The organism is Devosia salina, assembly GCF_019504385.1.
In the GTDB taxonomy this organism is placed as follows: Bacteria; Pseudomonadota; Alphaproteobacteria; order Rhizobiales; family Devosiaceae; genus Devosia; species Devosia salina.
This window is the reverse complement of the sequence record NZ_CP080590.1, coordinates 3242408-3263394: the sequence shown is the minus strand read 5'-3', so window position 1 is coordinate 3263394 and position 20987 is coordinate 3242408. Positions and strand designations below refer to the sequence as shown.

General features: G+C 62.9%; 27 protein-coding genes and 1 tRNA gene. 10 read left to right on the top strand and 18 right to left on the bottom strand.

What is annotated here, in order from left to right; translation table 11 throughout:
- The first annotated feature begins 43 nt into the window (after positions 1-43).
- The 3 genes from K1X15_RS15965 (at position 44) to K1X15_RS15955 (ending at position 3177) form a co-directional block, all read left to right on the top strand.
- Positions 44-1486 carry an FAD-dependent oxidoreductase gene (locus K1X15_RS15965; protein ID WP_220304590.1) on the top strand — a complete coding sequence of 481 codons (1443 nt, stop codon included), beginning with the start codon at positions 44-46 and terminating at the stop codon, positions 1484-1486.
- Positions 1487-1547: 61 nt separating this feature from the next.
- On the top strand, positions 1548-2975 hold the full coding sequence (locus K1X15_RS15960) for a sensor histidine kinase (protein WP_220304589.1): 1428 nt from the start codon (positions 1548-1550) through the stop codon (positions 2973-2975).
- Positions 2976-3100: 125 nt separating this feature from the next.
- A tRNA-Arg gene (locus tag K1X15_RS15955) sits at positions 3101-3177 on the top strand.
- 14 nt (positions 3178-3191) lie between these two features.
- On the opposite strand, the gene K1X15_RS15950 is transcribed toward K1X15_RS15955, so the two are convergent.
- The 4 genes from K1X15_RS15950 to K1X15_RS15935 all read right to left on the bottom strand — a co-directional run bounded on the left by K1X15_RS15950 (position 3192) and on the right by K1X15_RS15935 (position 7937).
- Complete coding sequence (locus K1X15_RS15950) at positions 3192-4274, bottom strand: tyrosine-type recombinase/integrase (RefSeq protein ID WP_220304588.1); 1083 nt, start codon at positions 4272-4274, stop codon at positions 3192-3194.
- Between the two features lie 1115 nt (positions 4275-5389).
- Entirely contained in the window at positions 5390-5794 is a 405-nt protein-coding gene (locus K1X15_RS15945; RefSeq protein WP_220304587.1) for a helix-turn-helix domain-containing protein, read from the bottom strand.
- 282 nt (positions 5795-6076) lie between these two features.
- Positions 6077-6226 carry a hypothetical protein gene (locus tag K1X15_RS15940; protein WP_220304586.1) on the bottom strand — a complete coding sequence of 50 codons (150 nt, stop codon included), beginning with the start codon at positions 6224-6226 and terminating at the stop codon, positions 6077-6079.
- A gap of 346 nt (positions 6227-6572) precedes the next feature.
- Complete coding sequence (locus K1X15_RS15935) at positions 6573-7937, bottom strand: DUF4142 domain-containing protein (RefSeq protein ID WP_220304585.1); 1365 nt, start codon at positions 7935-7937, stop codon at positions 6573-6575.
- A 215-nt stretch (positions 7938-8152) separates the two neighbouring features.
- On the opposite strand from K1X15_RS15935, the gene K1X15_RS15930 reads away from it, so the two are divergent.
- On the top strand, positions 8153-8770 hold the full coding sequence (locus K1X15_RS15930; RefSeq protein WP_220304584.1) for a hypothetical protein: 618 nt from the start codon (positions 8153-8155) through the stop codon (positions 8768-8770).
- On the opposite strand, the gene K1X15_RS15925 is transcribed toward K1X15_RS15930, so the two are convergent.
- Complete coding sequence (locus K1X15_RS15925) at positions 8767-8949, bottom strand: hypothetical protein (protein WP_220304583.1); 183 nt, start codon at positions 8947-8949, stop codon at positions 8767-8769. The genes K1X15_RS15930 and K1X15_RS15925 overlap by 4 nt on opposite strands.
- A 188-nt stretch (positions 8950-9137) precedes the next feature.
- Here K1X15_RS15925 and K1X15_RS15920 point away from each other — a divergent pair, with 188 nt between their 5' ends.
- Positions 9138-9302 carry a hypothetical protein gene (locus K1X15_RS15920; protein ID WP_220304582.1) on the top strand — a complete coding sequence of 55 codons (165 nt, stop codon included), beginning with the start codon at positions 9138-9140 and terminating at the stop codon, positions 9300-9302.
- On the opposite strand, the gene K1X15_RS15915 is transcribed toward K1X15_RS15920, so the two are convergent.
- The 3 genes from K1X15_RS15915 to K1X15_RS15905 form a co-directional block, all read right to left on the bottom strand.
- Positions 9299-9556, bottom strand: a complete 258-nt coding sequence (locus tag K1X15_RS15915; protein ID WP_220304581.1) for a hypothetical protein — start codon at positions 9554-9556, stop codon at positions 9299-9301. The two genes, K1X15_RS15920 and K1X15_RS15915, sit on opposite strands and share 4 nt — an antisense overlap.
- Before the next feature lie 119 nt (positions 9557-9675).
- Positions 9676-9864, bottom strand: coding sequence for a DUF3008 family protein (locus tag K1X15_RS15910; protein WP_220304580.1), 189 nt, complete (start codon positions 9862-9864; stop codon positions 9676-9678).
- Between the two features lie 13 nt (positions 9865-9877).
- A complete protein-coding gene (locus K1X15_RS15905; protein WP_220304579.1) occupies positions 9878-10180 on the bottom strand; it encodes an aa3-type cytochrome c oxidase subunit IV in 303 nt (100 codons plus the stop codon).
- Positions 10181-10339: 159 nt separating this feature from the next.
- Between K1X15_RS15905 and K1X15_RS15900 the strand changes: the two genes are divergently transcribed.
- The 3 genes from K1X15_RS15900 to K1X15_RS15890 all read left to right on the top strand — a co-directional run bounded on the left by K1X15_RS15900 (position 10340) and on the right by K1X15_RS15890 (position 11684).
- On the top strand, positions 10340-10846 hold the full coding sequence (locus tag K1X15_RS15900) for a ferritin-like domain-containing protein (protein WP_220304578.1): 507 nt from the start codon (positions 10340-10342) through the stop codon (positions 10844-10846).
- A gap of 17 nt (positions 10847-10863) precedes the next feature.
- A complete protein-coding gene (locus K1X15_RS15895) occupies positions 10864-11055 on the top strand; it encodes a hypothetical protein (RefSeq protein ID WP_220304577.1) in 192 nt (63 codons plus the stop codon).
- A gap of 125 nt (positions 11056-11180) precedes the next feature.
- Positions 11181-11684, top strand: coding sequence for a response regulator (locus K1X15_RS15890; RefSeq protein WP_220304576.1), 504 nt, complete (start codon positions 11181-11183; stop codon positions 11682-11684).
- Here the strand turns inward: K1X15_RS15890 and K1X15_RS15885 are convergent.
- Positions 11638-12405 (bottom strand): Crp/Fnr family transcriptional regulator, encoded by a 768-nt coding sequence (locus tag K1X15_RS15885; RefSeq protein WP_220304575.1) that lies wholly within the window; start codon positions 12403-12405, stop codon positions 11638-11640. The two genes, K1X15_RS15890 and K1X15_RS15885, sit on opposite strands and share 47 nt — an antisense overlap.
- A 323-nt stretch (positions 12406-12728) precedes the next feature.
- On the opposite strand from K1X15_RS15885, the gene K1X15_RS15880 reads away from it, so the two are divergent.
- Positions 12729-13472 carry a Crp/Fnr family transcriptional regulator gene (locus K1X15_RS15880; RefSeq protein WP_220304574.1) on the top strand — a complete coding sequence of 248 codons (744 nt, stop codon included), beginning with the start codon at positions 12729-12731 and terminating at the stop codon, positions 13470-13472.
- Positions 13473-13478: 6 nt separating this feature from the next.
- Here K1X15_RS15880 and K1X15_RS15875 read toward each other — a convergent pair whose 3' ends face one another.
- From K1X15_RS15875 to K1X15_RS15840, 8 genes are all read right to left on the bottom strand, one after another.
- Positions 13479-13688 (bottom strand): hypothetical protein, encoded by a 210-nt coding sequence (locus tag K1X15_RS15875; RefSeq protein WP_220304573.1) that lies wholly within the window; start codon positions 13686-13688, stop codon positions 13479-13481.
- 169 nt (positions 13689-13857) lie between these two features.
- Positions 13858-14205 carry a DUF2188 domain-containing protein gene (locus tag K1X15_RS21525; protein WP_220304572.1) on the bottom strand — a complete coding sequence of 116 codons (348 nt, stop codon included), beginning with the start codon at positions 14203-14205 and terminating at the stop codon, positions 13858-13860.
- Positions 14206-14304: 99 nt separating this feature from the next.
- Positions 14305-14556 (bottom strand): DUF6894 family protein, encoded by a 252-nt coding sequence (locus tag K1X15_RS15865; RefSeq protein ID WP_220304571.1) that lies wholly within the window; start codon positions 14554-14556, stop codon positions 14305-14307.
- Between the two features lie 54 nt (positions 14557-14610).
- Positions 14611-15372, bottom strand: coding sequence for a Crp/Fnr family transcriptional regulator (locus K1X15_RS15860; RefSeq protein WP_220304570.1), 762 nt, complete (start codon positions 15370-15372; stop codon positions 14611-14613).
- A 181-nt stretch (positions 15373-15553) separates the two neighbouring features.
- Positions 15554-17365, bottom strand: coding sequence for an alpha-amylase family glycosyl hydrolase (locus K1X15_RS15855; protein ID WP_240549522.1), 1812 nt, complete (start codon positions 17363-17365; stop codon positions 15554-15556).
- Between the two features lie 55 nt (positions 17366-17420).
- Positions 17421-18008, bottom strand: coding sequence for a cysteine hydrolase family protein (locus K1X15_RS15850; RefSeq protein WP_220304568.1), 588 nt, complete (start codon positions 18006-18008; stop codon positions 17421-17423).
- Positions 18009-18036: 28 nt separating this feature from the next.
- A complete protein-coding gene (locus K1X15_RS15845; protein WP_220307657.1) occupies positions 18037-18309 on the bottom strand; it encodes a hypothetical protein in 273 nt (90 codons plus the stop codon).
- 10 nt (positions 18310-18319) lie between these two features.
- The gene (locus tag K1X15_RS15840) at positions 18320-19213 is read right to left on the bottom strand and encodes an SDR family oxidoreductase (RefSeq protein WP_220304567.1); all 894 of its coding nucleotides are present in this window, start codon (positions 19211-19213) and stop codon (positions 18320-18322) included.
- Between the two features lie 608 nt (positions 19214-19821).
- On the opposite strand from K1X15_RS15840, the gene K1X15_RS15835 reads away from it, so the two are divergent.
- Positions 19822-20478, top strand: coding sequence for a hypothetical protein (locus tag K1X15_RS15835; RefSeq protein ID WP_220304566.1), 657 nt, complete (start codon positions 19822-19824; stop codon positions 20476-20478).
- A 142-nt stretch (positions 20479-20620) separates the two neighbouring features.
- Here K1X15_RS15835 and K1X15_RS15830 read toward each other — a convergent pair whose 3' ends face one another.
- Positions 20621-20860, bottom strand: a complete 240-nt coding sequence (locus K1X15_RS15830; RefSeq protein ID WP_220304565.1) for a DUF6894 family protein — start codon at positions 20858-20860, stop codon at positions 20621-20623.
- Positions 20861-20987: the final 127 nt, after the last annotated feature.

Sequence of the window (20987 nt, the reverse complement as noted above, 5' to 3'; positions counted from 1 at the left end):
GCATGGCTTTCCCCAGCATAAGTGCAGCATTGGTTCTGGCCCCATGGCAGTTATGGCTGAGATATCACGACCCGAGCTCTGCATCGTGGGTGCGGGGGCGCTGGGAATAGCACTGGCGCAGCATGCACGGGCACTGGGAGCGCGCGTCGTATTGGCCGATCGCGGCTTTGCCGAACCCGGCGATGGCCCGCAACGGGCACTGCGCGTGGCGGCGCTCAAGGCGTCCGCGTCGGCCGCGACAGCCATGAGCAATGCGGCGGCGCTGGGGCTGACTTCGAGCGAGCCGCGCATCAGCATGAAGGCGGTGCAGGAGCGGGCGCGGCAGGTCGCCGCGGACAGCGCTGCGCTCGACAGCCCCGAGCGGCTGCAAGCTCTTGGCATTGAGGTGATTGCCGGTCCGACGCGATTTGTCGATGCGGGCACCCTCATGGTGGGCGACACCCAGATCCGGTCGCAGGCTTTTCTGCTGGCCCCGGGGGGCGATGCCGCCGTGCCGGCCATACCCGGGCTCGAGGAGGCGGGCTATTTCACGCCGGACAGCATCCTGGACAATGCGCGCAAGCTGACGCATCTCCTTGTGATTGGCGCGGATCCGGAAGGCCTGGTCCTCGCCCAGGCCTTCTCGCGGCTGGGTTCGGCCGTCACGCTGGTGCCGCAGGGCGAGGCGCTGGCCGGTTTCGACCTCGAAACGGCCAGCCTGCTGATCCAGGCGCTGACACAGGAGGGTGTCACTGTGCTCGATGGTGCCACGGTGCGCACGATCCAGCCGCGCTCGCAGGGGATTGGCGCGGTTGTCGACCTCGCCGATGGCGGGACGGCCGCGCTCGATCTGTCGCATATCCTGATCTGCGGTGGACATCTGGCGCGACTGGAGGGGCTGGGATTGGACGCGGCGCGGTTGCGCCCCGTACGCGGGCAGGCCGGGCGCTTCGCCATCGGCCCCCTGGGCCAGACCAGCAATCGGCGGGTCCGCGTGACCGGGGTGGCCGCGGGAATCGCGGATTGGCCCCAGGCCATGGCGCATGGCCGCGCTGTGGTCGGGGCGCTGGTGCTTGGCGCGGCGGGGCAAAGGCCCCGGGCGCTGCCGCAACTGGTTATGACCGAGCCGGCCCTGGCGCAGATCGGCCGGTTTCCGGCGGATCCACGCAAAATTGCACCCGGGTTTGGCCTTCATCGCGCCAATCTGTTCGAGAACGACATGGCAAGGGCGCTCGGCCAGGCCCAGGGGCTGGTCAAGGTTCTCACCGATGCAAAGGGCCGCCCCGTGGCGGCGAGCGCAGTGGGGACAGGTGCAGCAGAGCTGGCCGGGGTCCTGGCCCTGGCGATGGAGCAGGGCGTGACGATCGACGCATTGGCCGGTCTGCCGCTGCCTCGGCCGAGCCTGATGAGCAGCCTGGTTGCACTTGGCGAAAACCGAATGGCCGGGCGCACCGTATCTTCATGGGTGAGGCGGCGCGGTGCGCTTCTGAGAATGCTGCGGCGATAGCGGCAGCCGAAGCGGCAAAATGGGCCTGACGCCGCCGGGCGACTGGCATAGGATCGGGGCGATGAAAGACCAGCCCAGCGTCATGACCGGCCGGTTCTCAGGCCTTTCGAGCAAGCTGATCGCCACGATCATCGGGGTCATCCTGCTCGTCGAGATCGTCGTCTACCTGCCCTCGCTGGCCAGTTTCCGCTCGACCTGGCTCGAGGACCGGCTGCGCGTCGGCGTGGTGGCCGCCCGCGTGCTGGATGCAGTCCCCGATGTCATGGCCCTGCCGCGCGACCTGACCGACCGGCTGCTCAATTCGGCCGGGGCCAATGCCATCGTCTATCGTCGGGAAGGCCAGAGCCAGATGATCGAGCTGACCAATCCGGTGATGCCGGACAGCGTGGTCACGGCCGATCTGCGGCAGGGGGACCTGCCAAGTCGGGTATGGGGGGCGCTCGATACCCTGTTTGCCGGGCCGGGCCGTACGCTTCGCGTGGTGGGGGCCGGTGACATGAACGAGAGCCTGGTCGAACTGCTGATGCCCGAGGCGCCACTGCGGCGCGACATGATCGATTATTCACGCTCCATCGCCCTGGTGTCGCTGGGCATTGCAGCGGTCACCGCCTTTGTTCTTTACGTGCTGGTCAGCCGTCTTTTCATCGATCCGGTGCTGCGCGCAACGGCCAATATGCTGGCTTTCCGCAAGGCGCCCGAAAACGCCGCATTGGTGCTGACGCCATCGGCACGACGCGACGAGATCGGCATTCTCGAGCGTGAACTGGCGGATATGGAGAGCGAGTTGTTTTCCATGCTGCGCCAGCGCCGGCACCTGGCCGATCTCGGACTGGCCGTGGCCAAGATCAACCACGATCTGCGCAATACCCTGACGGCGGCACAATTGCTGTCCGACCAGGTGGCAACGCTGGACGACCCCAAGGTCCAGCGGCTGGCGCCGCGCCTGGTGACCACGCTCGACAAGGCGATCGGCTTTGCCCAGTCGGTCCTCGATTACGGGCGGGAGACTTCGGCGGTGCCGCAATTCGCACCGGTCGGCCTGCGGGCATTGGTGGACGATGCCGGCTTCGAGGCCCGCGTAGTCGGCCATCCGGTGATCTTGTTCCGCAACGAGGTCGACGATGCGCTGGTGGTCGATGTGGATGGTTCGCAGATGAATCGAGTGCTGGTCAACCTGATCAAGAATGCGCGTGAGGCGCTGGAAACCGCCGCGTCCGAGCGCCGAGATTTCTACATCGCGGTTTCCGCCAGGAGCGATGCGGAGCGGACCGTGATCTCCGTAGTCGACAATGGTCCGGGGCTGCCGCCGCGTGCAAGGGAGAACCTCTTTGTTGCCTTCGAGGGCTCGGCGCGCTCGGGCGGCACCGGTCTGGGCCTTGCCATTGCGCGGGAAATCGTCGAGGCGCATGGCGGTGTTCTGGCGCTGGTGGAAACGGGGCAGGGGACGCGTTTCGACATCACGCTGCCGGCCCGCCGCCAGGACGGGTGACTGCTTCCCACAAAAATCGTGACGAGCCGCTTGCAATGGCTGGGGCGCCCATGTATGGGTTGCCCCGCTTCGATCGGAAGCGCCCAGCGCGCCGGTCAAAAAGCTTGCCGCACATGTCGGCCTGCGCGCCCGTAGCTCAGCTGGATAGAGCACCAGACTACGAATCTGGGGGTCAGGAGTTCGAATCTCTTCGGGCGCGCCATATTTTCCAAGCACTTAGCTGTGGTTCGAGGCCTTACGCCGGTCCTTGGTTTGCAGCCGGTTTGCAAATTCTGTGCTGCTTGCGTTCTCGAACTTGGCCATCGCTGACTTGGCCAGGGCCTTGGTCCGCGACATGTATTTCTCCAGGATCGTGTGCACAGACTTAAGGGAGTGACCGGTGATGGACGCAATCTCTGGCACGCTGCAACCAGCCTCAGCAAGCATGGTTACCGCAGTGCCACGGAGGTCGTGAAAATGCAGATCGATAATGCCAGCGGCCTTACTGGCCTCATCCCACTGCTCGGCGAAGTAGCGCTTTTGCCATGCCCGGCCGGTCTTCGTCGTGAGAATGACCGCCGCCTCTCGATCCATGTCATCGAGCATGGTCTTGAGAGCTTGAGTGCAGGCGACATAGACACGCCGGCTGCCCTTGCTCTGGCGCAGGCTGATACCCTCCCCATCATAGTTGGTCCAGGCGAGCTTGCGCAGGTCACCCTGACGCTGCCCGGTATGCAACGCGAGGATGAGCGCCCGCTGCATTTCGATCGGTGCAACTTTCATGAAGGCGTCGATGTGCTCGGGCAGCCAGACCTTATCTGAACGATCCACTTCGTGTAGGCGTTCGAAACCCTTCACGTGGTTGTGGAAGATGCGCACGCGGCGGACCGCCCAGGTCAGCATCGCCGACAGCACGGTGAGGCGGTTGTCGGCCTCTCGTGCACCCGACTCCTTGGCGACCTCTTCCTGCCAGTCGAGGAAGTCGCCACGGACGCGTGGATCCTCAAGCACCGCTAGCGGCATGGCGCCAAACTTGGTCTCGACCTTGCTCAGCATACGCCGGTATTCCTTCTGTGTGCTCTCGGCGCGCTTGCCGAACTCCGGCGACAAGGTGAAGTCGCGGATCAGTCCGCCGAGGGTCCCCATTCGTTGCGCGACTTGGCTTTGCTCAGCGAGAGCATAGTCGTGAAGGAATTCCGGCGAGCCAGGTGAGCCTCTTAGCGGACGCTTGGTCGCACGATGGTAATAGTGGATCTTGACCGAGCCGTCTTTCTGCCGCTTCTTGACCGTGTTGATGCCCTTAAGATTGGCCCTAACCATTCGTGGCCTTCCATAGGTCGTAGGCACAGGCCAGAGGTGCACTCGAGCTTGTGGTGCGGACGGAAGCGTCTAGCGCTCGATCAAGGGAGGCCTTGTCCCAGCGGCGGACGCGACCAAAGCATGGAAGGGGATCAGGCATGACGCCTAGTCTCAGTAGTTTGCTGAAGTGGCCCGGACTCACGCCAACATAGCTAGCTGCTTCGCTTCTATTGAACACACGACGTTGATCAAGCGGCAGGGCATGTACAAGGTAAGCTGCAAGATTCATAACGACACTCCATCGATCAGTTCGCGCTATAGCGATCGCTGAGTGGGGATGTCGCAGTTTTTTCGATCGTGGTACGGCTGGGGCAAAAAAATGTCTGTCGCGTTCAATGACCGCCAGTAGGCGCGTTCAGCTAGGCGAAGACACCAGCGTTGATCGCGTCGATCGCCTCTACGACCCAATCCGCGTGGCCTTGTCTGACCAAGTCAGCGGGCGATAGGTCCCCATATCCAGAGATTCGACCGCTATCGAACCAACCCTCAGCTTCTCCGAGGTCTCTGAAGCGGTTCGCTACGCGCTCGAGCACTATCGGCTTATAGAGTTCAATCTGTTTTTTGGCTGCCGCAGAAAGTGACCTTTCGGCAGCAAGAAACCTACTTTTGTCCATGCGACCACGTTCGGCGAAACCAACCGCCCTTATCAATGCCACGTCGCGGTAGTATCCTCGCCGCATCGCCTTGCGAATGATCCTACGAACTTCCGCGCGGACGGCCCAAATTTCTCTTCTGGTCATGCCTGCACGATAGCACTCTGTGTTGGGCGTTCAATGGGCAGTATGAGCGACTAAGCCCAGCCCCGCTTTCTGGCCATACCCACGGCTTGCATATGCCTCAAGATTAGGGCCTGAGTGGAAACTCGCAAACTGTGCTCAGGGACGCAGTATGCTCGTGACGGTAGGACGAAGGCGGGTTCCGGCGGATATGTCGGCGCGTTTGCCCCCTGTGATGCCCGATCCGGGCGTCTGGCCTCACGTTGATCTGTCCTTTGGACAAGCTGCACGACCGGTGCGGCGTGTTCTCCAGAGAACAGCTGCACCGGCTGTGCGTTCTCGCCTCACGCGACGTTTTGTTCACTTACCGAAGATGGCGCGTATCGCAGAACGTGTCCTGGTTGTCATGACTGGATCGGTGTGATCAGAGGCGTCACGAATTTCAGTCAGCCAGCCAATTTCGTTTTTGCTCACAACAGTATCGAAGATACGATCGAAGGCGCGCGCCGCGGCTGACCCGGCCCACTGTTCAAGGGCTAGCTGGAGAAGCCGAGCAGGATCCACCTGAAGCGCTTCCGCGAGGGCAGGGACTCGGTCCAACGGAACTCGGATGGCGCCGGATTTCACCATGCTGATCATGTTTGGGTTGGGAAAGCCGGTCTCACTGGCGATTTCGGCCTGGCTCTTTATTGGGCGCAGCTCGAGAATGCGCTTTGCGACAAAGGCAGGAAGGCGGGTGTCGGCATAAGGTTTCGTGAGAGGCATGAGATCGTCTTTTGATTAATTGAAGATGCTATATTTGTAGCGAGACGACGTATGGGGATGCTGACACATAGCAAGGGGACTGCGATACTATCTGCGGGATAGATTCCACATAGAGAGGTGAGCAGGTACTTCGCGGGTTCGGAAAGTTGCGATGGGGCGATCAGGCCGAAGACGGTACTCTACATGGCGGAGCCATCTTACCCGCCGGTTCTGTACACAATCCTGGAATCCCGATTTGACCGCCATGGAGTGGTTGAGGCCACGCCCCCTAGATGGGGCAGATCATTCAGACTTGATTGGATTTTTCTCGCCATCTGGAGCGTCCGCCATGGTGCGAGCCTTTGCGATCAACAAGATGATGGGGACAAGCGGACCGAAGATCACCAGAAATGCTAGCAGATGAAAGAGCGTGAACATGTCCGAGAGCGTCAAGGCGAAGACTCCTTACCGCTCATTTTGGTCATTTGTTTGAGTGGTAGGGCCGGGTGTATGCTCAAGGAGGTCAGCACAACGCCGACGTGGTGCGGAACGCTCGATGCACTGGCAGCTTTCGGGACTATTCGAAACGCCATGCGGACTTGGCGCCCGGCTGTGCAGCTTACGTCATGCGAGCACGGCCCAAATAATTGATAATGCCCGCTTACTCCCGCTGATCTCCGAAGATTTTGATTGGCAGCAAACTAGAAAAAGCAGCCTTCGAGGTCATGCGAGCCCTTCTCTCAGCATCTGACGCGACATCTTTTGGCAAGGCGCCGGGCAGAAGCCCGGCGCTTAAGGGTCAGGAGTTCCAGAACGCCTCGATCTGCTGATCCTGCGCCGCATATGTCGAGGGATCGCCGAAGCTGTCCGGGTCGATGGAAGGGGCTTGTTCGAGCCTTTGCGGGTCCAGGTCGAGCACCAGCGTGTTCACGCCTGGTGTGGCGCTGAAACGCTCCCACGGCACCGCGACATAATCCTCGCCAAAGCCCAGGAAACCGCCGCGCGCCACCACGACATAGGTCAGCTGCCCGCTGTCCGGGTCGATGACCAGGTCGCTGACGCTGCCCAGATTCTCGTCCTGGAGATTGCGCACATCGGTGCCGGTGATGTCATCGACATTCAGCCGTCCCATCTCCGTGAGCTCGGTCACCGGCCTTGCATAGGCCAGCTGCTCGCGCCGCCAGTCGGAAACGCTGCCCGGTTCCACCCCGGCATCCTCGAGCCGCGCCGTATAGGTGCCATAGGTGTTCTCCAGGACCTGCAACAGATATTGGCAACCCTCGCTATTGCCCTGATAGGCCAGCACCTGCGCAGCTCCATAAAGCTCGCGAATCTGGGTGCGCGGAGATCGGACGCCGGCCGCGACGCCGGTCCAGGGCATGACCGTGGTATTGCTCGTGGTTGCGGTCTCCTGGCCGTGGCCCCAGCGATTGCCCCAGCCGTTCAGCCAGTACTGGTTGCGGCCAAGTTCATTGGCGAAATTGGTGAGCGATGTCTGGCAGGTGCCATCCAGGGCGACCGGGTCCTGCTGCGCGTCCCGACCATCGCCGGCCGTGGCCTGGGCCTGCTGGCTGTCTGCCGGCCGGATGGTTGCGGCCTGGCGATCTTCGCTGTCGCCGGCAACGCCCATGGCCTGGGCAATCTCCATGATGCGCTGCTGGTGCTGCTGCAGCACGGGCAGGGTCTTTTGTGCATAGGTGTGAAGCGCCCCGGCCGGCCCGCTTGCCAGATAGTCCTGGTAAAGAGACACGGCTTCATTATGGGCCTGCACCTGGGCACGCACATAGTCGGTCTCGAAAGTGTCGGCGTTCTGGCCGCTGAGCGTTTCGAACTTCTGGCGGTGTACATTGCCCATTTCGGTGGGCATGTCCCAGCCATCCTCGGCCGCTGCCTGCTGAAGCTGGTCGAGCGCCTTCTGGTGGTCCTCGATCATCATCTGGGCGAAATCGCGGACATCCGCCGATTGCACGCGGTCGAGCGCATTCTGGCTGGTCTCGACCTCAAAGAGATTGCCGCTGGCCGCAAGCGCGGTGAACATTGAGGGATCGGTCGCAGCCGCGCTTGCCTGCTCGGTCTGCTGGTTCTGGGGTGATGGCGTCTGTGCCATCGCGGCGGCGGGCAGGCTCAATATGGCCACGGTGGCCATCAGCGTTCTCGCGATCATGGCAGGTCCTCCTTGGACAATTTCGGATTACGCCCGGCTTGCGGGCTCCTTGGCCAATCCCGCCAGCGCCCAACCGTTCCGGGATTAACCGGAGTAACCCGCGGGGACGCAGGGCGGGTCGGGGAGGGAACAAGTCCGGCGGCCCGGGATTTTCCAGTCGCGGCGCGCCACCCGGGCCGCAACTGGATCGGAGGCAGGGACGAGGAGCCAATTCCATGGCATGGCTACAGGACAATGCGCAGGCCATCAGCGCCATTGCCAGCCTCGGGACCCTGGCGATCTGGAGCGTCTATCTCACCATTTTCTGGCGCGGCTATCGCCGTCAGCTCAAGCCCAAGCTCGTGATCAACCGGGGCGAGGGAGACGGGCTCGATGCCCATTGCCTGCTCACCAATATGAGCCAGCAGGCCATCCATATCCAGGGCGTCGAGGCGTCCGTGAGCTTCGGCGAACGCACGCTGACCACCTTCATCACCGACGCCGAAGACGTGCGCGCCGCCGGCAATCCCACGGGCTGGCGACGGCTGACTCGCCAGGGGCCGCTTGCTTCAGGCGCCATGGTGGACATGGGCACATTCGATTCCATTCTGGGCTATGTGGTCGCGCGCGAGCCCGACGCACCCCCGGACGGCGTGGATAATGCGACGGCCTGCAATGTGACGGTGCTGGCCATCTATGGCTCGGAGGATCTGCTGGTCGGGGCCACGCGTGACTTCGATCTCGCGAAAACCGACGAAGGCATACGGCTGCGACCGCGCTCGGTGGTAACCTGGCAGATCAAGCGGCGTTCTGAGCGCCGGCGCTATTCCCGTGGTCTGGCCAAGGACATCTAATCCGCCTTGCGGTCCTTGCGGCGGTAGTCGGGCTTGGGCGGCGCATCGCCGTCATGGATGGCGGGATTGGGTCCCAGGTCGATCTTTGACGGGTGTGCGCCGCCGGGATGGGGCGCTCGGTCCACATACTCCTCGTTGGACGGGTGCGGATCGTGAGGCTGCTTGGGCGTATCGGCCATTGCTGTCTCCTCTGGCTTGGCGGTCAGGCGAAGAGCCGCGTCGAATAGGGGCGGTCGCTGCGGCGGCGGAAATAGACTTCGCGTTCGGGATTGACCTCGATGGCGAAGCCCGAACTGCGCAGCATCGCCTCGACGGCGGCGTTGTTGGGATGAATCAGTTTGTCGGGTCGCCTGCATAGCTGTGTTCGATGAAAATCCTGGTCGGTCCGCCCGATCAGTGGGGCGGTCGGGCGGCGCTGGACTGGCTCGGGCGCCTCGCCCGGTCGGGAAAACATGATCCGGCTGCAGAGGAACTGCTCCGCATGCCGGCGGCGATCGATCGCATCGATGGGGCGGCCGGGCTCCGGCTCTAGCCCCTATAGTGCCGGAAATAGTCGCTGCGGTTGATCACCGGCTTCTGCAGCCCGCCATTATTGGGAATTGGGTGGCTCTCAGAAGAGGCGGGGATGGGTGCCTCGCCATAGGGCGTTTCATCTCTCCGCCGCTCGAGCTCGCGGGCGGCCAGCGCCACGATCTCGTCCGGGTCGCTCGACACCAGTGCCGCAGCCTTGGTGGGCGGCATGTCGAACTCGGTGGCGAGAAATTCCACATCCTTGTCCTTGTTCATTTCGATCTCCGTTTCCTGTCGGGACAATTGAAACGGCCAAGCGACCTCCCCGGTTCAGTCGTCCCGGCGGACAAATGGGTAAGGCCCGCTACATGATGGGGTTCGCCGTGACGACCCTCCTATTCGTCCGGCTTGTGGTCGGGCTTGCCCTTGCGGCTGGTCGAGGCCATTTCCTCGAGCTCCTTTTCGCTCATGGACTCGTACATCGAGCGGGAGGCGCCTTCGAGATCGGTGACCTTGGTGTCGCCCCGCTTGGCCGAAAGCGCCGCGCCTGCGGCCATCTGCTGGGATTTCGATTTTGCCGGCATCTTTTTCTCCTTTCTATTCCGCGATCTTGCCGCCCGTGGTGGCGGCCCGGGCGTCCTGCCGGATGCCCGGATTGTTGAGGAGCCCGTAGACCAGCGCCCCGATCGCCGCCAGGATCAGCACGCCCCCCGCATAGGGGTCGCCGGCTAGGACGACGAAATACAGCCCCGCCAGCAGGATCGCGATGTGGATAACGAACCACTTCAGGAGATTCATGAAGCCGTTATAGGTGCGCACATGGGCCGGGTAATCCATCCCGGGCGCCTCCACGGGTCCCGGCGGGATCAGCGGGTCGGGGCTTTTCTGTTGCTCGCTCATGGATACCTCCTGCCCCCAAATGCGCGGGCGTGGTGCCTGCGTTGCGCGATCGGCGCTGCGCTTGCCCTGGGTTAAGCCGGGGCCGCGACTATCCGGCGTTAGGGACGGGAGCCAAGTGCGGGGCCGCAGGTTAGGTGCGGTGAGAGCAACGGAGAAACCATGACCTCACCATTCGATCTCTACGTCACCGGGCTCAGGAACGCCCACGCCATGGAGAACCAGGCCCTGGCCATCATGCGGCCGCAGGTGGACCGCATCGAGAACTATCCCGAGGTGGCGGACCGGCTGCAATTGCATATCGATGAGACCGAAGAGCAGATCGCCCGTCTCGAGCAATTGCTGGACGCCTGCGGCTCGGACCCGTCCGGGATCAAGGACACCATGCTGGGCCTCGGAGGCAGCATGGCGGCCATCGGCCACACGGTTGCACCCGACGAGATCGTCAAGAACAGCTTCGCCAATTTCGCCTTCGAGCATTACGAGATCGCCGCCTATATGTCGCTCATGGCGCTGGCGGACGAAGGTGGCGTGGAGGAGGCGGCCGACCTTCTCTCGCGCAACCTCGAGGAAGAAATCGCCATGGCCGAGTGGCTGGAGAACCAGATCGAGCCGCTGACGATGCGCTTCGCCCGGCTCAGTGCCGGCGGCGAAGACGCCAAGAAATAACCTGCAGGTCCGAGACCATGGCCCATAAGCAAGAGCCGGGGAAAGACAACCGGCCGGAAGTGGACCGGGTGATCACTGAGCACGCCCAGGACCCGCTCGAGCGGGCGGTTCTGGGCACTAATCCCCATGGCTCGATGCTCCGGATCGCGGCCTTCGTGCTGCTGTTCATCGTGCTGGGGGGCGGGTTGTTCTTCTACCTGGGCATGTAATCGCTACTGGCCGCCGGGTTGGCGAGGGACGGCGCGCGGCCCTATGATCTGCGTCCGTTCGGGCAACCATGCGATCCGGGCGACGTTGTGCGCGTTGATGGGAACAGTTTCAGGGACGGGAACCGATGAACCTCGCGGGAAAGCGCATTCTTGTGGTTGAAGACGACTTTGCCGTGGCCGACGAGCTCTGCCGGGATCTGCGCAAGGAGGGCGCGGTGGTTCTGGGGCCGGCCCCCACTCCGTTTTACGCGCTGCAGCTGCTCGGCCGCCGAAATGTCGACAGCGCGGTCCTCGATGTGCGTCTGCACGGCCAGACGGTGTTCGGACTGGCGGATGAATTGTGCCGCCGCGGTACGCCGATCCTGTTTGCCACCGCCGAGGGGGAGGAAACCTTCCCAGAACGTCACCGTGATCGGCCCCGGCTGAAAAAACCCTACCGGCGCGAGGAACTGTTCGAAAAGCTGCAGGATATCCAGGCATTACCCGCGCACCCGGAAGTGCAGTCGGCGGCGCCCGCATCCCGACAGAACCCGCTTCCCGCGGGGGACGTGCAGACGCGCATGATGCGCGCCATCTCGGCCGCTATGCGTTTGAATGCACGGGCCGTTCGCGGCGGGCAGCATCGATGAGATAGGTCGGGGAGAAATCCGCCAGGTCCCGCATGCCGCCATGGTCTAGGGCCACATGAGTGCCGTTGGTGTGCAGCAGGCCACGGCGGCGCAATTCCTGCAGGGTGCGGTTCACATGGACCGCCGACAGGCCGAGATATTTGCCCATTTCGGACTGGGTGAGATGCAGCAGGTATTGGGACTGGCTGGAAAGGCCCATCCGCCGCAGCCGATATTCCAGCTCACACAGGAAATGAGCGGTGCGCACCAGCGCCGTTCTCTTGCTCACCGACAGCAGCAATTCTTCAGCGGTCGCGGCCTCCACTGCCATGTGCGAGAGCAGCGTCGCCAGCACCTCCGTACGCTCCTCGGCCAGCGTCAGGAAGTCGTCCAGCGAAATGTGCATGAGTGAGCACGTCGTGATGGCGCGCAGTTCCGTCGTGGGCGGCGCGCCGTTCAGGAAGGTGTACCAGCAGGGATCTCCAGGCAGGACCACTGCCGTCAATTGCCCCTCGCTGATTGCATCGGTACGTTGGCGTACTGCAAAGCCGCTCGCCAGCAGGGCGAAGCCGTCCTGCGGAGGAATGCGCCCCCGCGCGTTGATCACTGTGCGCCGCCAGGGCAGTTTCGCCAGTGCCTCCATGTCGCCATTCGCCAAGAGACCAGAGCGCCACATGCGCCTGAAAATCCGAGGCCCTTCGTTGACGGTCTGGTGGTCAAGGCCGACTGCAATGCTGGTCATGGTTTTCCTCCCGTCTTCTGAAGAAACACATTAGCCCCCAAATCGGGGGCAAGTTTGGCACAACCCAAATCAATTCGATAACCTGGGTTATTGCTGCGGGTTGGTCGGCAGAGCGATTGTGAACGCCATTAACCTATGTGAATTCCGGCGCGTCGGCATCTTACTAGGGTGCTGCCAACGCATCAGAATCACGGTCTCCCGTTGCACAAGACTTCCAGCTTCACGACGGCAGCCCCAACGCCAGTTTCGTGGTATTCCCGGACCCGCCACCAACGTGGCCTATATCGGCTTTCGGGTCAGTTCGTCCCCTTGGTCCCGAACGGATGAACGATCGCACCGCTCCGGCGGCGCCGGGTGCTGACGCCTGGCTTCGTCGGCTTTCACACGTATCTGTCCTTTCGGCCGCGGCGCAGGCCACGGCCCAGCGTGCATTCAGCGCCATAAGGCGGGCGCCAACGCGAGACCATCTGGTGCGCGACGGCATAAGGGAAAGCGCGGTAAAGGTGCTGATTGCCGGCTTTGCCTGCCGATATAAATATCTCCCGGCCGGCCGGCGGCAGATTACTGCATTCATTCTGCCCGGTGACATCTGCGACTTCGGATTCCTTTCAGGCAGTCCGGCCGCCCAGGACGTGGTGGCGCTGGCCCCGAGCCTGGTCGCGTCGATCGAGCTGGATCGTTTGGCCGTCATGGTGGAGGAGCAGCCCGACATCATGACCGCTATCCTGCGCTGCGCCGCGATTGAGCAGAGCGCAACGCAGGAATTGCTGGTCAGCCTTGGCGCGCGCAATGCGCTGCAGCGGGTCGCCCATCTGCTGTGCGAACTGCATTTCCGCATGGGGCTCGCTGGCCTCGTCCGGTCTGGTGATACGTTCGAGCTTCCGCTGACGCAGGCGGAACTGGGCGAGGCGCTGGGCCTGTCCACGGTGCATGTGAACCGCACCGTTCAGTCGCTGCGCAAGATGGAGCTGGCCGTGTGGCGCGACCGGCTTATCACCCTGCCGGATCTGCCCCGACTCGCCGCCCTATGCGCCTTCGAGCCCGCCTATCTGAAGGTTCAGGAATAGCGTGGGTCAGCGATCGGCATTGCGAAGGGTCCGAAGAACCAGTTCCCGTACCGTGTCGGATGCATCGCCATCGGTGAGCCGGGCGTGCCACTCCCTTCCTTCGGACATGATGAAGATCAGTCCGTTCTCGATGAAGTAGTTGACCTGGTGCTCCCGGCCGCCATGCTCGAGGACAAGGCTCTGCACCAGATTTTCCCGTTCAACCGGCGTCCGCATCACCTGCCACCTGTTGTCCCATGGTGACCCCCGACCACGCCACTTTCTCGCAGCGTCATCGAGTTGGGACAACGTCGCCCGGGGTCATCTTCAGAACGCCCCCGACCGCGTCCGTGTTTCCGCGCTTAACATGTGATGCAACCAGCCCAGGCACCGCACATGAACGGCGTCAGGACCGCCGGGCATTGCCCGAAAAAGGCGCCCGGTCCGGGTCGGGAAGTTCGCCTTCGGCAAGAGGCCGTCCCTTTGGGCCGCGCGTCTCCTCGGATTCGGGAAGGGCATCCTCGACATCGCCCTGCGGGTGGGCGTCGCCCCGCGCAAACTCGCGCTGCCACTGCCCCTCGGCGTCCTGGTAGAGAATATGCTCGTCCGTGCCGGACAGGCTCTGGCGCCGCGCTGCGCTCTCGGCAGCCTCGTGGGCGGCCTTATGCGTGCCGAAGGTTTCCGAATAGACGTCGCCGACCTTGTAGGCGAACCCGCCATTATGCTCGACGACCTGGTAGGTGATCCGGGCCATTGTTCTCCCCTTGGACCTGAGTTGCGCTTGAGGGGACGGACCCCGGCTTCCGGTGCGGAACGCATCGGGTCACCTCGGGTTGCGTGCCACCCGCAGGGCTCACTTCACCGCCGAAAGCGGGTCGCAACCAGGTTCAAAGACAAATCGCGTTCGAAACAGCAGGCGGTCGGCATCGTCCCTGACCGCAATGGAGATATCGAGGCTTCCATCCCGGGGAATCTCTTCGGCCGCGATTTCGGCCAAAGCCAAAACCGCTTCACGATGCGCCGAGGCCGCGATCGGCAGGTCCTGGCCATCGTCGTCGGCCTGCATGTCACCGTTTCTGTCCAGGTCAAAGAAGAAGATTGGCATGAGCACCTCCGCTTGGGCGGGAAATCGCCAGTTGCGGCGGCGTTCCCCGATACGTCAGGGGTTATGAGCGTCACCCGGATTACGGCGTCCGATGCGGCCATCGAGATAATGCAGATAGGCAGGATCGAATTCCCCGATACGGCGCAACTCGGACCAATGCAGGATGGAAACGCGGTTGTGGTCGAACGCGACGACGCCGCGCTCCCTGAGGTCCTGAAGCGTCCGATTAGCGTGGACGAGCGATATGCCCAGCATGTCGGCAAGATCTGTCTGTGTCAGCGGAAAGAAGAAGCTGTCCTGATCTGCAAGGCCCGCCATTGCAGCCTTGGTGAACTGCTCGCAGAACAGATGCGCCATTCTGGTGATCGCGTCGAACTGCCCCAGCATCAGCATCCAGGCGCGGAAGGCTGCGGCATCGATGAGGGTCGAGCGCCAGAAGAGTGCCGTGAGCTCTGGCGAGCGCACCAGGGCGGCGTTCATCTCGGCATGGGGGATTTGCGCCACGCGGCTCTCGCTCATCGCTGTCAGGTTGTGGTCCATGCGTGGCAGGTGCAGGCTGTGCAGGTCCGGCATATCGCCGGCGGGATGGAGAGAAAAAATCTGCCGCGCGCCATTGGGCGCGTCCTTGGACCGATAGAGATAGCCGTCGAGCACAACGCAGCAACTGGTGGACACTTCGCCGTCGCCCACCAGGTCTTCGCCCTTGCGCAATGACCTGAATTGGAGTGGCAGGGCCGCTAGGGTCGCCCGCCCCTCGGGAGAGAGTTGACCGATCGCCTCCAGGCGTCGGGTAAGCGCCTCGATTGCATTCTGCATTGTGCCTCCGATCTCGGTTGGATGCTTGGGACCAACGTTTCGCCCCGACATTGGTCCCGAAATCGGGCCGCCCTGGAAGGCCCTGTCCGGCATGGCCAGCCACGGTCCGCCTTCGGACCGTGGCTGGCCTCTGGTCGCCATCTCCTGCCATGCGATCACAAATGACCCGGGCTAACCTCGATCAGTCGCTTGCCGGGGAGTGCCAGCATACGGCGCTCCACGCCTCCAGGCGCAGCGACTCCCCATGCCGGGAATGCGTGCCGGTCGATACCGGGGGCGCGGTAATGACGCAGGCAATGTCCACCGGCTCGCTGGATGGGTTCAGGGCCATGCTCAGCACCCCGGCCTCGAAGAGCCAGCTGACCACGATTGCGGCGCCCTGCCGGCCGCTCCGCGCATCGGTGCAGGGGCTCGCCGACAGCGGCCAGACATGCTCGCGGCGCCAGGCAGCAAGCGTGCGGAAGCGGTCGAGGGCAGCCCGGCGCTCATCAAGATCGAACTCGGTCCAGTCCAGCCGAGCGCGCTCGAAGGTTTCCGGGGCATTGGGATCGGGCAGGTCCCCGTCCTCAACCTGCTCGTCGAAACTCTCGCGCATCTGGGTGTAGCGGTCGCGCCGCTTGGTCCCGGCGGCATTCTCCGGAAGGTCGATGAAATAGGGGAAGAGCGTCCGCATATGGGCTTCCTCGCCCATGAAGAACAGGGGCACCTGAGGCGCAAGCATGGTCACGAAATGCAGGAAATCCAGCCGCGCCGCGTCGAGCCGGTCCGGCAGGCGCCGGGCGTCGGCGCGATTGCCGATCTGGTCGTGGTTCTGCACAAAGCAGACAAAGGCGTCCGGCGGTAATCGCGCGGCCGGCTCATTGCGCGTGGTGCCGTCGCTTTCGCCCCTCGCCTCGCCATCGTGCACGAACCCGTCGGCCATGGCCTTTTCGAGGTCCGCGACCGGGTCCTTGGATCCATCCTGGTAGCCGTTCCTGTCCTCGCCCGTCGCCAGGAAATGCAGCACATGGTGGTAGTCGTCATTCCACTGCGCAGTGAAATCGACGGGCCCTCCCGACGCCTCGCGGTCGAGCCAGGAGGCCATGTTGTTCACGTTCTCGATGATCAGCCATGCATCGCGCTTGGCCGCGCGGGCCGACTTGGCGAGATCACCCAGGAACTGTTCGCGGGCCGTCGTGCCGATTTCATGCACGGCATCGAACCGGAGTCCGTCGAAGTCGAACTCTTCCAGCCACATGCGCGCGTTCTCGTAGTAGAACCGGCGCACGCATTCTTTGGTGAAGTCGATGCCCGGGCCCCATGGGGTCTCCATGTGCTGGTCGAACCATTCCGGGCAATAGCGTTCGAGAAAATTGTCGAAGTCGCCAAAGTGGTTGTAGACGACATCCAGCACCATGCCGAGCCCCAGCTCGTGCGCACGGTCGACCAGGGCACGCAGATCGTCCCGCGATCCGTAGGCCTCGGCCGGCGCAAAGAGCAGCGTGCCGTCATAGCCCCAGTTTCGTTGGCCAGGAAAAGCGTTGACCGGCATGATTTCGAGCGCGGTATAGCCTGCATCCCGGAAATGCTCGAGGCGGTCTCTGAGACCCTTGAAACTGCCCTCGGGAGACGCAGTCCCGACATGGACCTCGCACACGATCGCCTGGTGCCAGGGGCGGAGCGCCTGTGCGCGGCCGCTGGGCGGCAGGGGCGGGCAGACCACGCTCCAACCCGCCGTGCCGCCGTCCTGCCGGCGCGATGCCGGGTCCGGAAAATCGAGATCGCCGATGCGGAACCGGTAACGGGTGCCGGGGCCAGACCCCGGCACCAGGGCCTTCCACCAGCCGTCGCCACTGCGCTCGAGGGGCGTTGGAGCTTGGCCGTCGCGCACAAGCTGGACCTGCTCCGCGCCCGGAGCCCAGAGACGAAATTCCGTTGCATTGTCCCGAACGGCAGGACCAAAGATAGGCGACAAGTCTGACCACCCCAGCGTGATTGCGGTGTCAAACGGCACCGAAGGGGACTTGTTCCATCTTCTAACGCCCGTCACAGCGGCCGGGCCGACCGCCTCACGCCACCAGATCGTCCCAATGGGTCAGCACGTCTTCGGTACTGCACACGGTCAATTGCTGCTGGAACCGGCTGCGATAGACGGTGAGGATCGCGTCATGGGTCTGGTCGGCCGAGCCATAGAGTGCATCCTCGGCCAGCACCACCTTGTAGCCATAGTCGATGGCGCCCAGCAGCGTCGCCAGAACGCACACATCGGTTTCCCCGCCGCTGATCAGCACTGTGCGAACTGCGTTCATTTGCAGCAACTGGTGCAGCCGCCCATCGAGCCAGGGGGAATAGGTCGGCTTGTCGAGCAGCAGCGCTGGTGGCGCGAGGCGTCCAAGGCTGGGCACCAGCTCGATCAGTTCGGGGTTGAGCCGGTCGCGGATCATGTCGGGCCAGCGCGCATAGACACGCTGCCAGGCACCGGGCGCCGACCGGTCGTCCTCGGGCGGGATGAAGCGCGTGAAGATGGTATGCGCGGCGAACTTCTCGCTCAGCGCCACGACCGCCGGCAGGATACGCCGCAGCCAGGGCGCGTGCCATGGAGTATCTTCAGCGAACATGCGCTGCATGTCGACGCAGATGTGCATTCCGCCGTTCATCAAGCGACTCCTGGATACCCTCCGGAGATCAGCGCGAGCTTGTGGCGAGCCAGACGAGGATGATCGCCATGGCCGCGATCGCCGCCACAAAGGCCAGATAAAGCCAGAATCCGGTTAGTCCCGAGCGCCTGGGCTGCCCGGCCTCGGCCCGCCGTTCCGGCGCAAAGCGTGTCGCTTGCCCCCCGGCCTCCGCGTCCGTCGCCAGCGGCGCCGCCGCCGGATCGGGGAAATCGACCTTGTCGCCCGTCCGGCCCGCATCGATATCGGCCCTCAGGCGCGCGCCGCTGCTCTTGTCGGTCATGATTCTTCTCCTAGGTGACACCTTTGCCACCGGTCACGCCGAACACCTCGCCGGTGATGTAGCTGCCCTCCTGGGAAGCGAGCAGCACATAGACTGGCGCCAGTTCGACCGGCTGTCCCGGGCGGCCGAACGCGCTGTTGCTGCCAAAATTCTCAACCTTTTCCTGGGTTTGCCCGCCGCTTGGCTGCAAGGGCGTCCAGAAGGGGCCCGGCGCCACGGTGTTCACGCGGATGCCTCGCTCAATCAATTGCTCCGCCAGGGCCTTGCTATAAGCGACAATGCCAGCCTTCGTGGTCGCGTAGTCCAGCAAGTGTGCGGATGGCTCGAAGGCCTGGATCGAGGCCGTGGTGATGATGGCCGCGCCTGGCGGCAAATGCGGTACGGCGGCCTGGGCAAGCCAGTGCAGCGCGTAGAGATTGGTCTTGAGGGTCCTGTCGAAATCTTCCGAACTGACTGCAGCAATCGATGGCCGGGTCTGCTGCCGCCCGGCATTGATCACCAGGATATCCAGTCCTCCGAGTTTCTTTACGGCGTCCTCGACAAGGATTTGGCAGAAGGCTTCATCCGTTACGTCACCGGGAAGCGCGAAACCATTGGTCCCTGCAGCCTCAATCAGACTGACCACATCCTGCGCATCCTCACCTTCCGGCGGCAGATAGTTGATTGCGACGTCCGCCCCCTCCCGCGCATAGGCAATGGCAACGGCTCGCCCGATTCCTGAATCGCCACCGGTGATGAGGGCTTTTCGGCCAGTCAGTCGACCGAAGCCGCCATAACTTTCTTCTCCGTGATCCGGCACAGGCTCCATCCGGCTGGCCAGCCCTGGCGGCGACTGCGGCTGCCTGGAAAAGGGCGGGGCGGGATATTGATGGCGTGGATCCTGCATGGTGAGGCGGTCGATCATTGTGGCTCTCCGACATGGTTGAGGAGCCAATGCGAAACGCCCTAGAGCGTTCCCTGCCTCCGCGGCTAGGTCGCCCAGCAAGCTTCTGGCGGGAACCGTCATCCGCACTCGATCGATGATGATGCAGCAAAGATGCGAAGGCCCGATCATTGCTAGCTGACGTCAAGAGCTAGCCTACTCGCTTGGCCGGAGCTACGAGCCGAGGCTGTGTCGATATTCCGCTTCCTCAGCCGCGTCCATCTCAATGATCACCTGAACACACGTCGATACGCGAGGTTCGCGTCGCGCTCGGCATTGATGGCCTGTCACTTTGGGTATATCCGGGGCCAGCGTTCCCTCCTGGCCAAAGTTGCAGACCCTGCAACTCCGTCCTGTCGTCGCCGTGGGCAGTCTCGGGGTGAAGCTCTAGGTTGGAGTACTTGCCTTATGTGGTCTGCGGCACTCGGTCTATCGCACTGGGTATCAGACCTTCGACTGTCCCGGCGCCATTCAAACTCCGGATAACTATTGCTCCTTTAGTCCCGATGCTTTGCCTAACGAAGTCGAGAGGCCGCAACCATCTGGGCAGGCACCCATTGCTTTTGGACAACCCCAAGGAGGACAAACTCATGAAGAAGAGTCTCATCTCGTCGGTAGCGCTGTCAGCCGCCCTTGCCCTCGTGCCGAATGTGGCGCCTGTCGTGGCACAAGAGAGTTCCCAAACGGAGCTGTCTGCATCTGAAAATCAGGAACAGTCGCAGACCTGGAAAAACCCTGAACGTGTTGCCGAAATCGAAGACAAAGACGAGCGAATCCGCGCCTTTTCCGTACTGATCGGACAATCGGTGTACGACGAAATGCTGAGCGCTGAAGCAGCGCAGGCCATGGAGGGGAAATCCGACAGCGGCGACGCTGGCAATGCCGACAGCAGCGCATCTTCTGATGAAGCGGCTAAATCAGACGATGCCGTTGAACCTGACGCCGCGATGAGCTCAGACAGTGACGAGAATGGTATGGAAGCCAAATCCAATGCCGTTTCCCAGGGGCGGACCTTGAATATTGTCAATATCGCCACACTGCTCGACCCAGCCGACGTGGTGACGCTTGAACAGCATGCCGAGCAGAACCAGCAGGAGCTGACCTCCCTGCAATCTGTGCTCGAACTGGATGAGCAGGTTCGCAAGGCGCTGGAAGAGGAGGGGGTGGTACCCGCGGATGTCGTAGGCATTCAGCGTACCGTTGACACACTGGACATCCTGGTCATCCCCGACTGGCTGAATCAGTAGACCAACGCGTCGCGACGGGCGGGCGCCGGCCCGTCCGTCGCAGTGCGCTAGAGAGGGGACGGGCCGGCACGAGGGCACGCAACAGCTCCGCCGTAGATTCCGCAGATTCCCAAGGGACTAAATGACCGGCACAATGAGACAGTTATCGGTAATCGTCCGCCACAAACCGAGCCCATCGGCGGGCAATTTCACGGCCGCTCATTGTGGTTACGACCACCTCGAACTCCATCGCGCCCACGAGTGAAGCGGTATCCCGACCCATCTCAGCAATAGCAACCCCGGCCTCCTGCCGCGCCGCCTCGTCATCTGCGAATTCCGCCGCATAGGTCTCGTTTGTCGTAGTGCCATTCACCTGGCGCACGTTGAAGTAGTATTTCGGCACGTTGTTCTCCGGCGTTCACAGCCGAAAGGGAAATGGGCTGGTATTGGTTGCCCAAGCGCCAGATCAACTCTGCGAGTAGGCGGACTCACTGTAAAGGCGGACCATATTGGTGGTGCCGTTTGTCTCC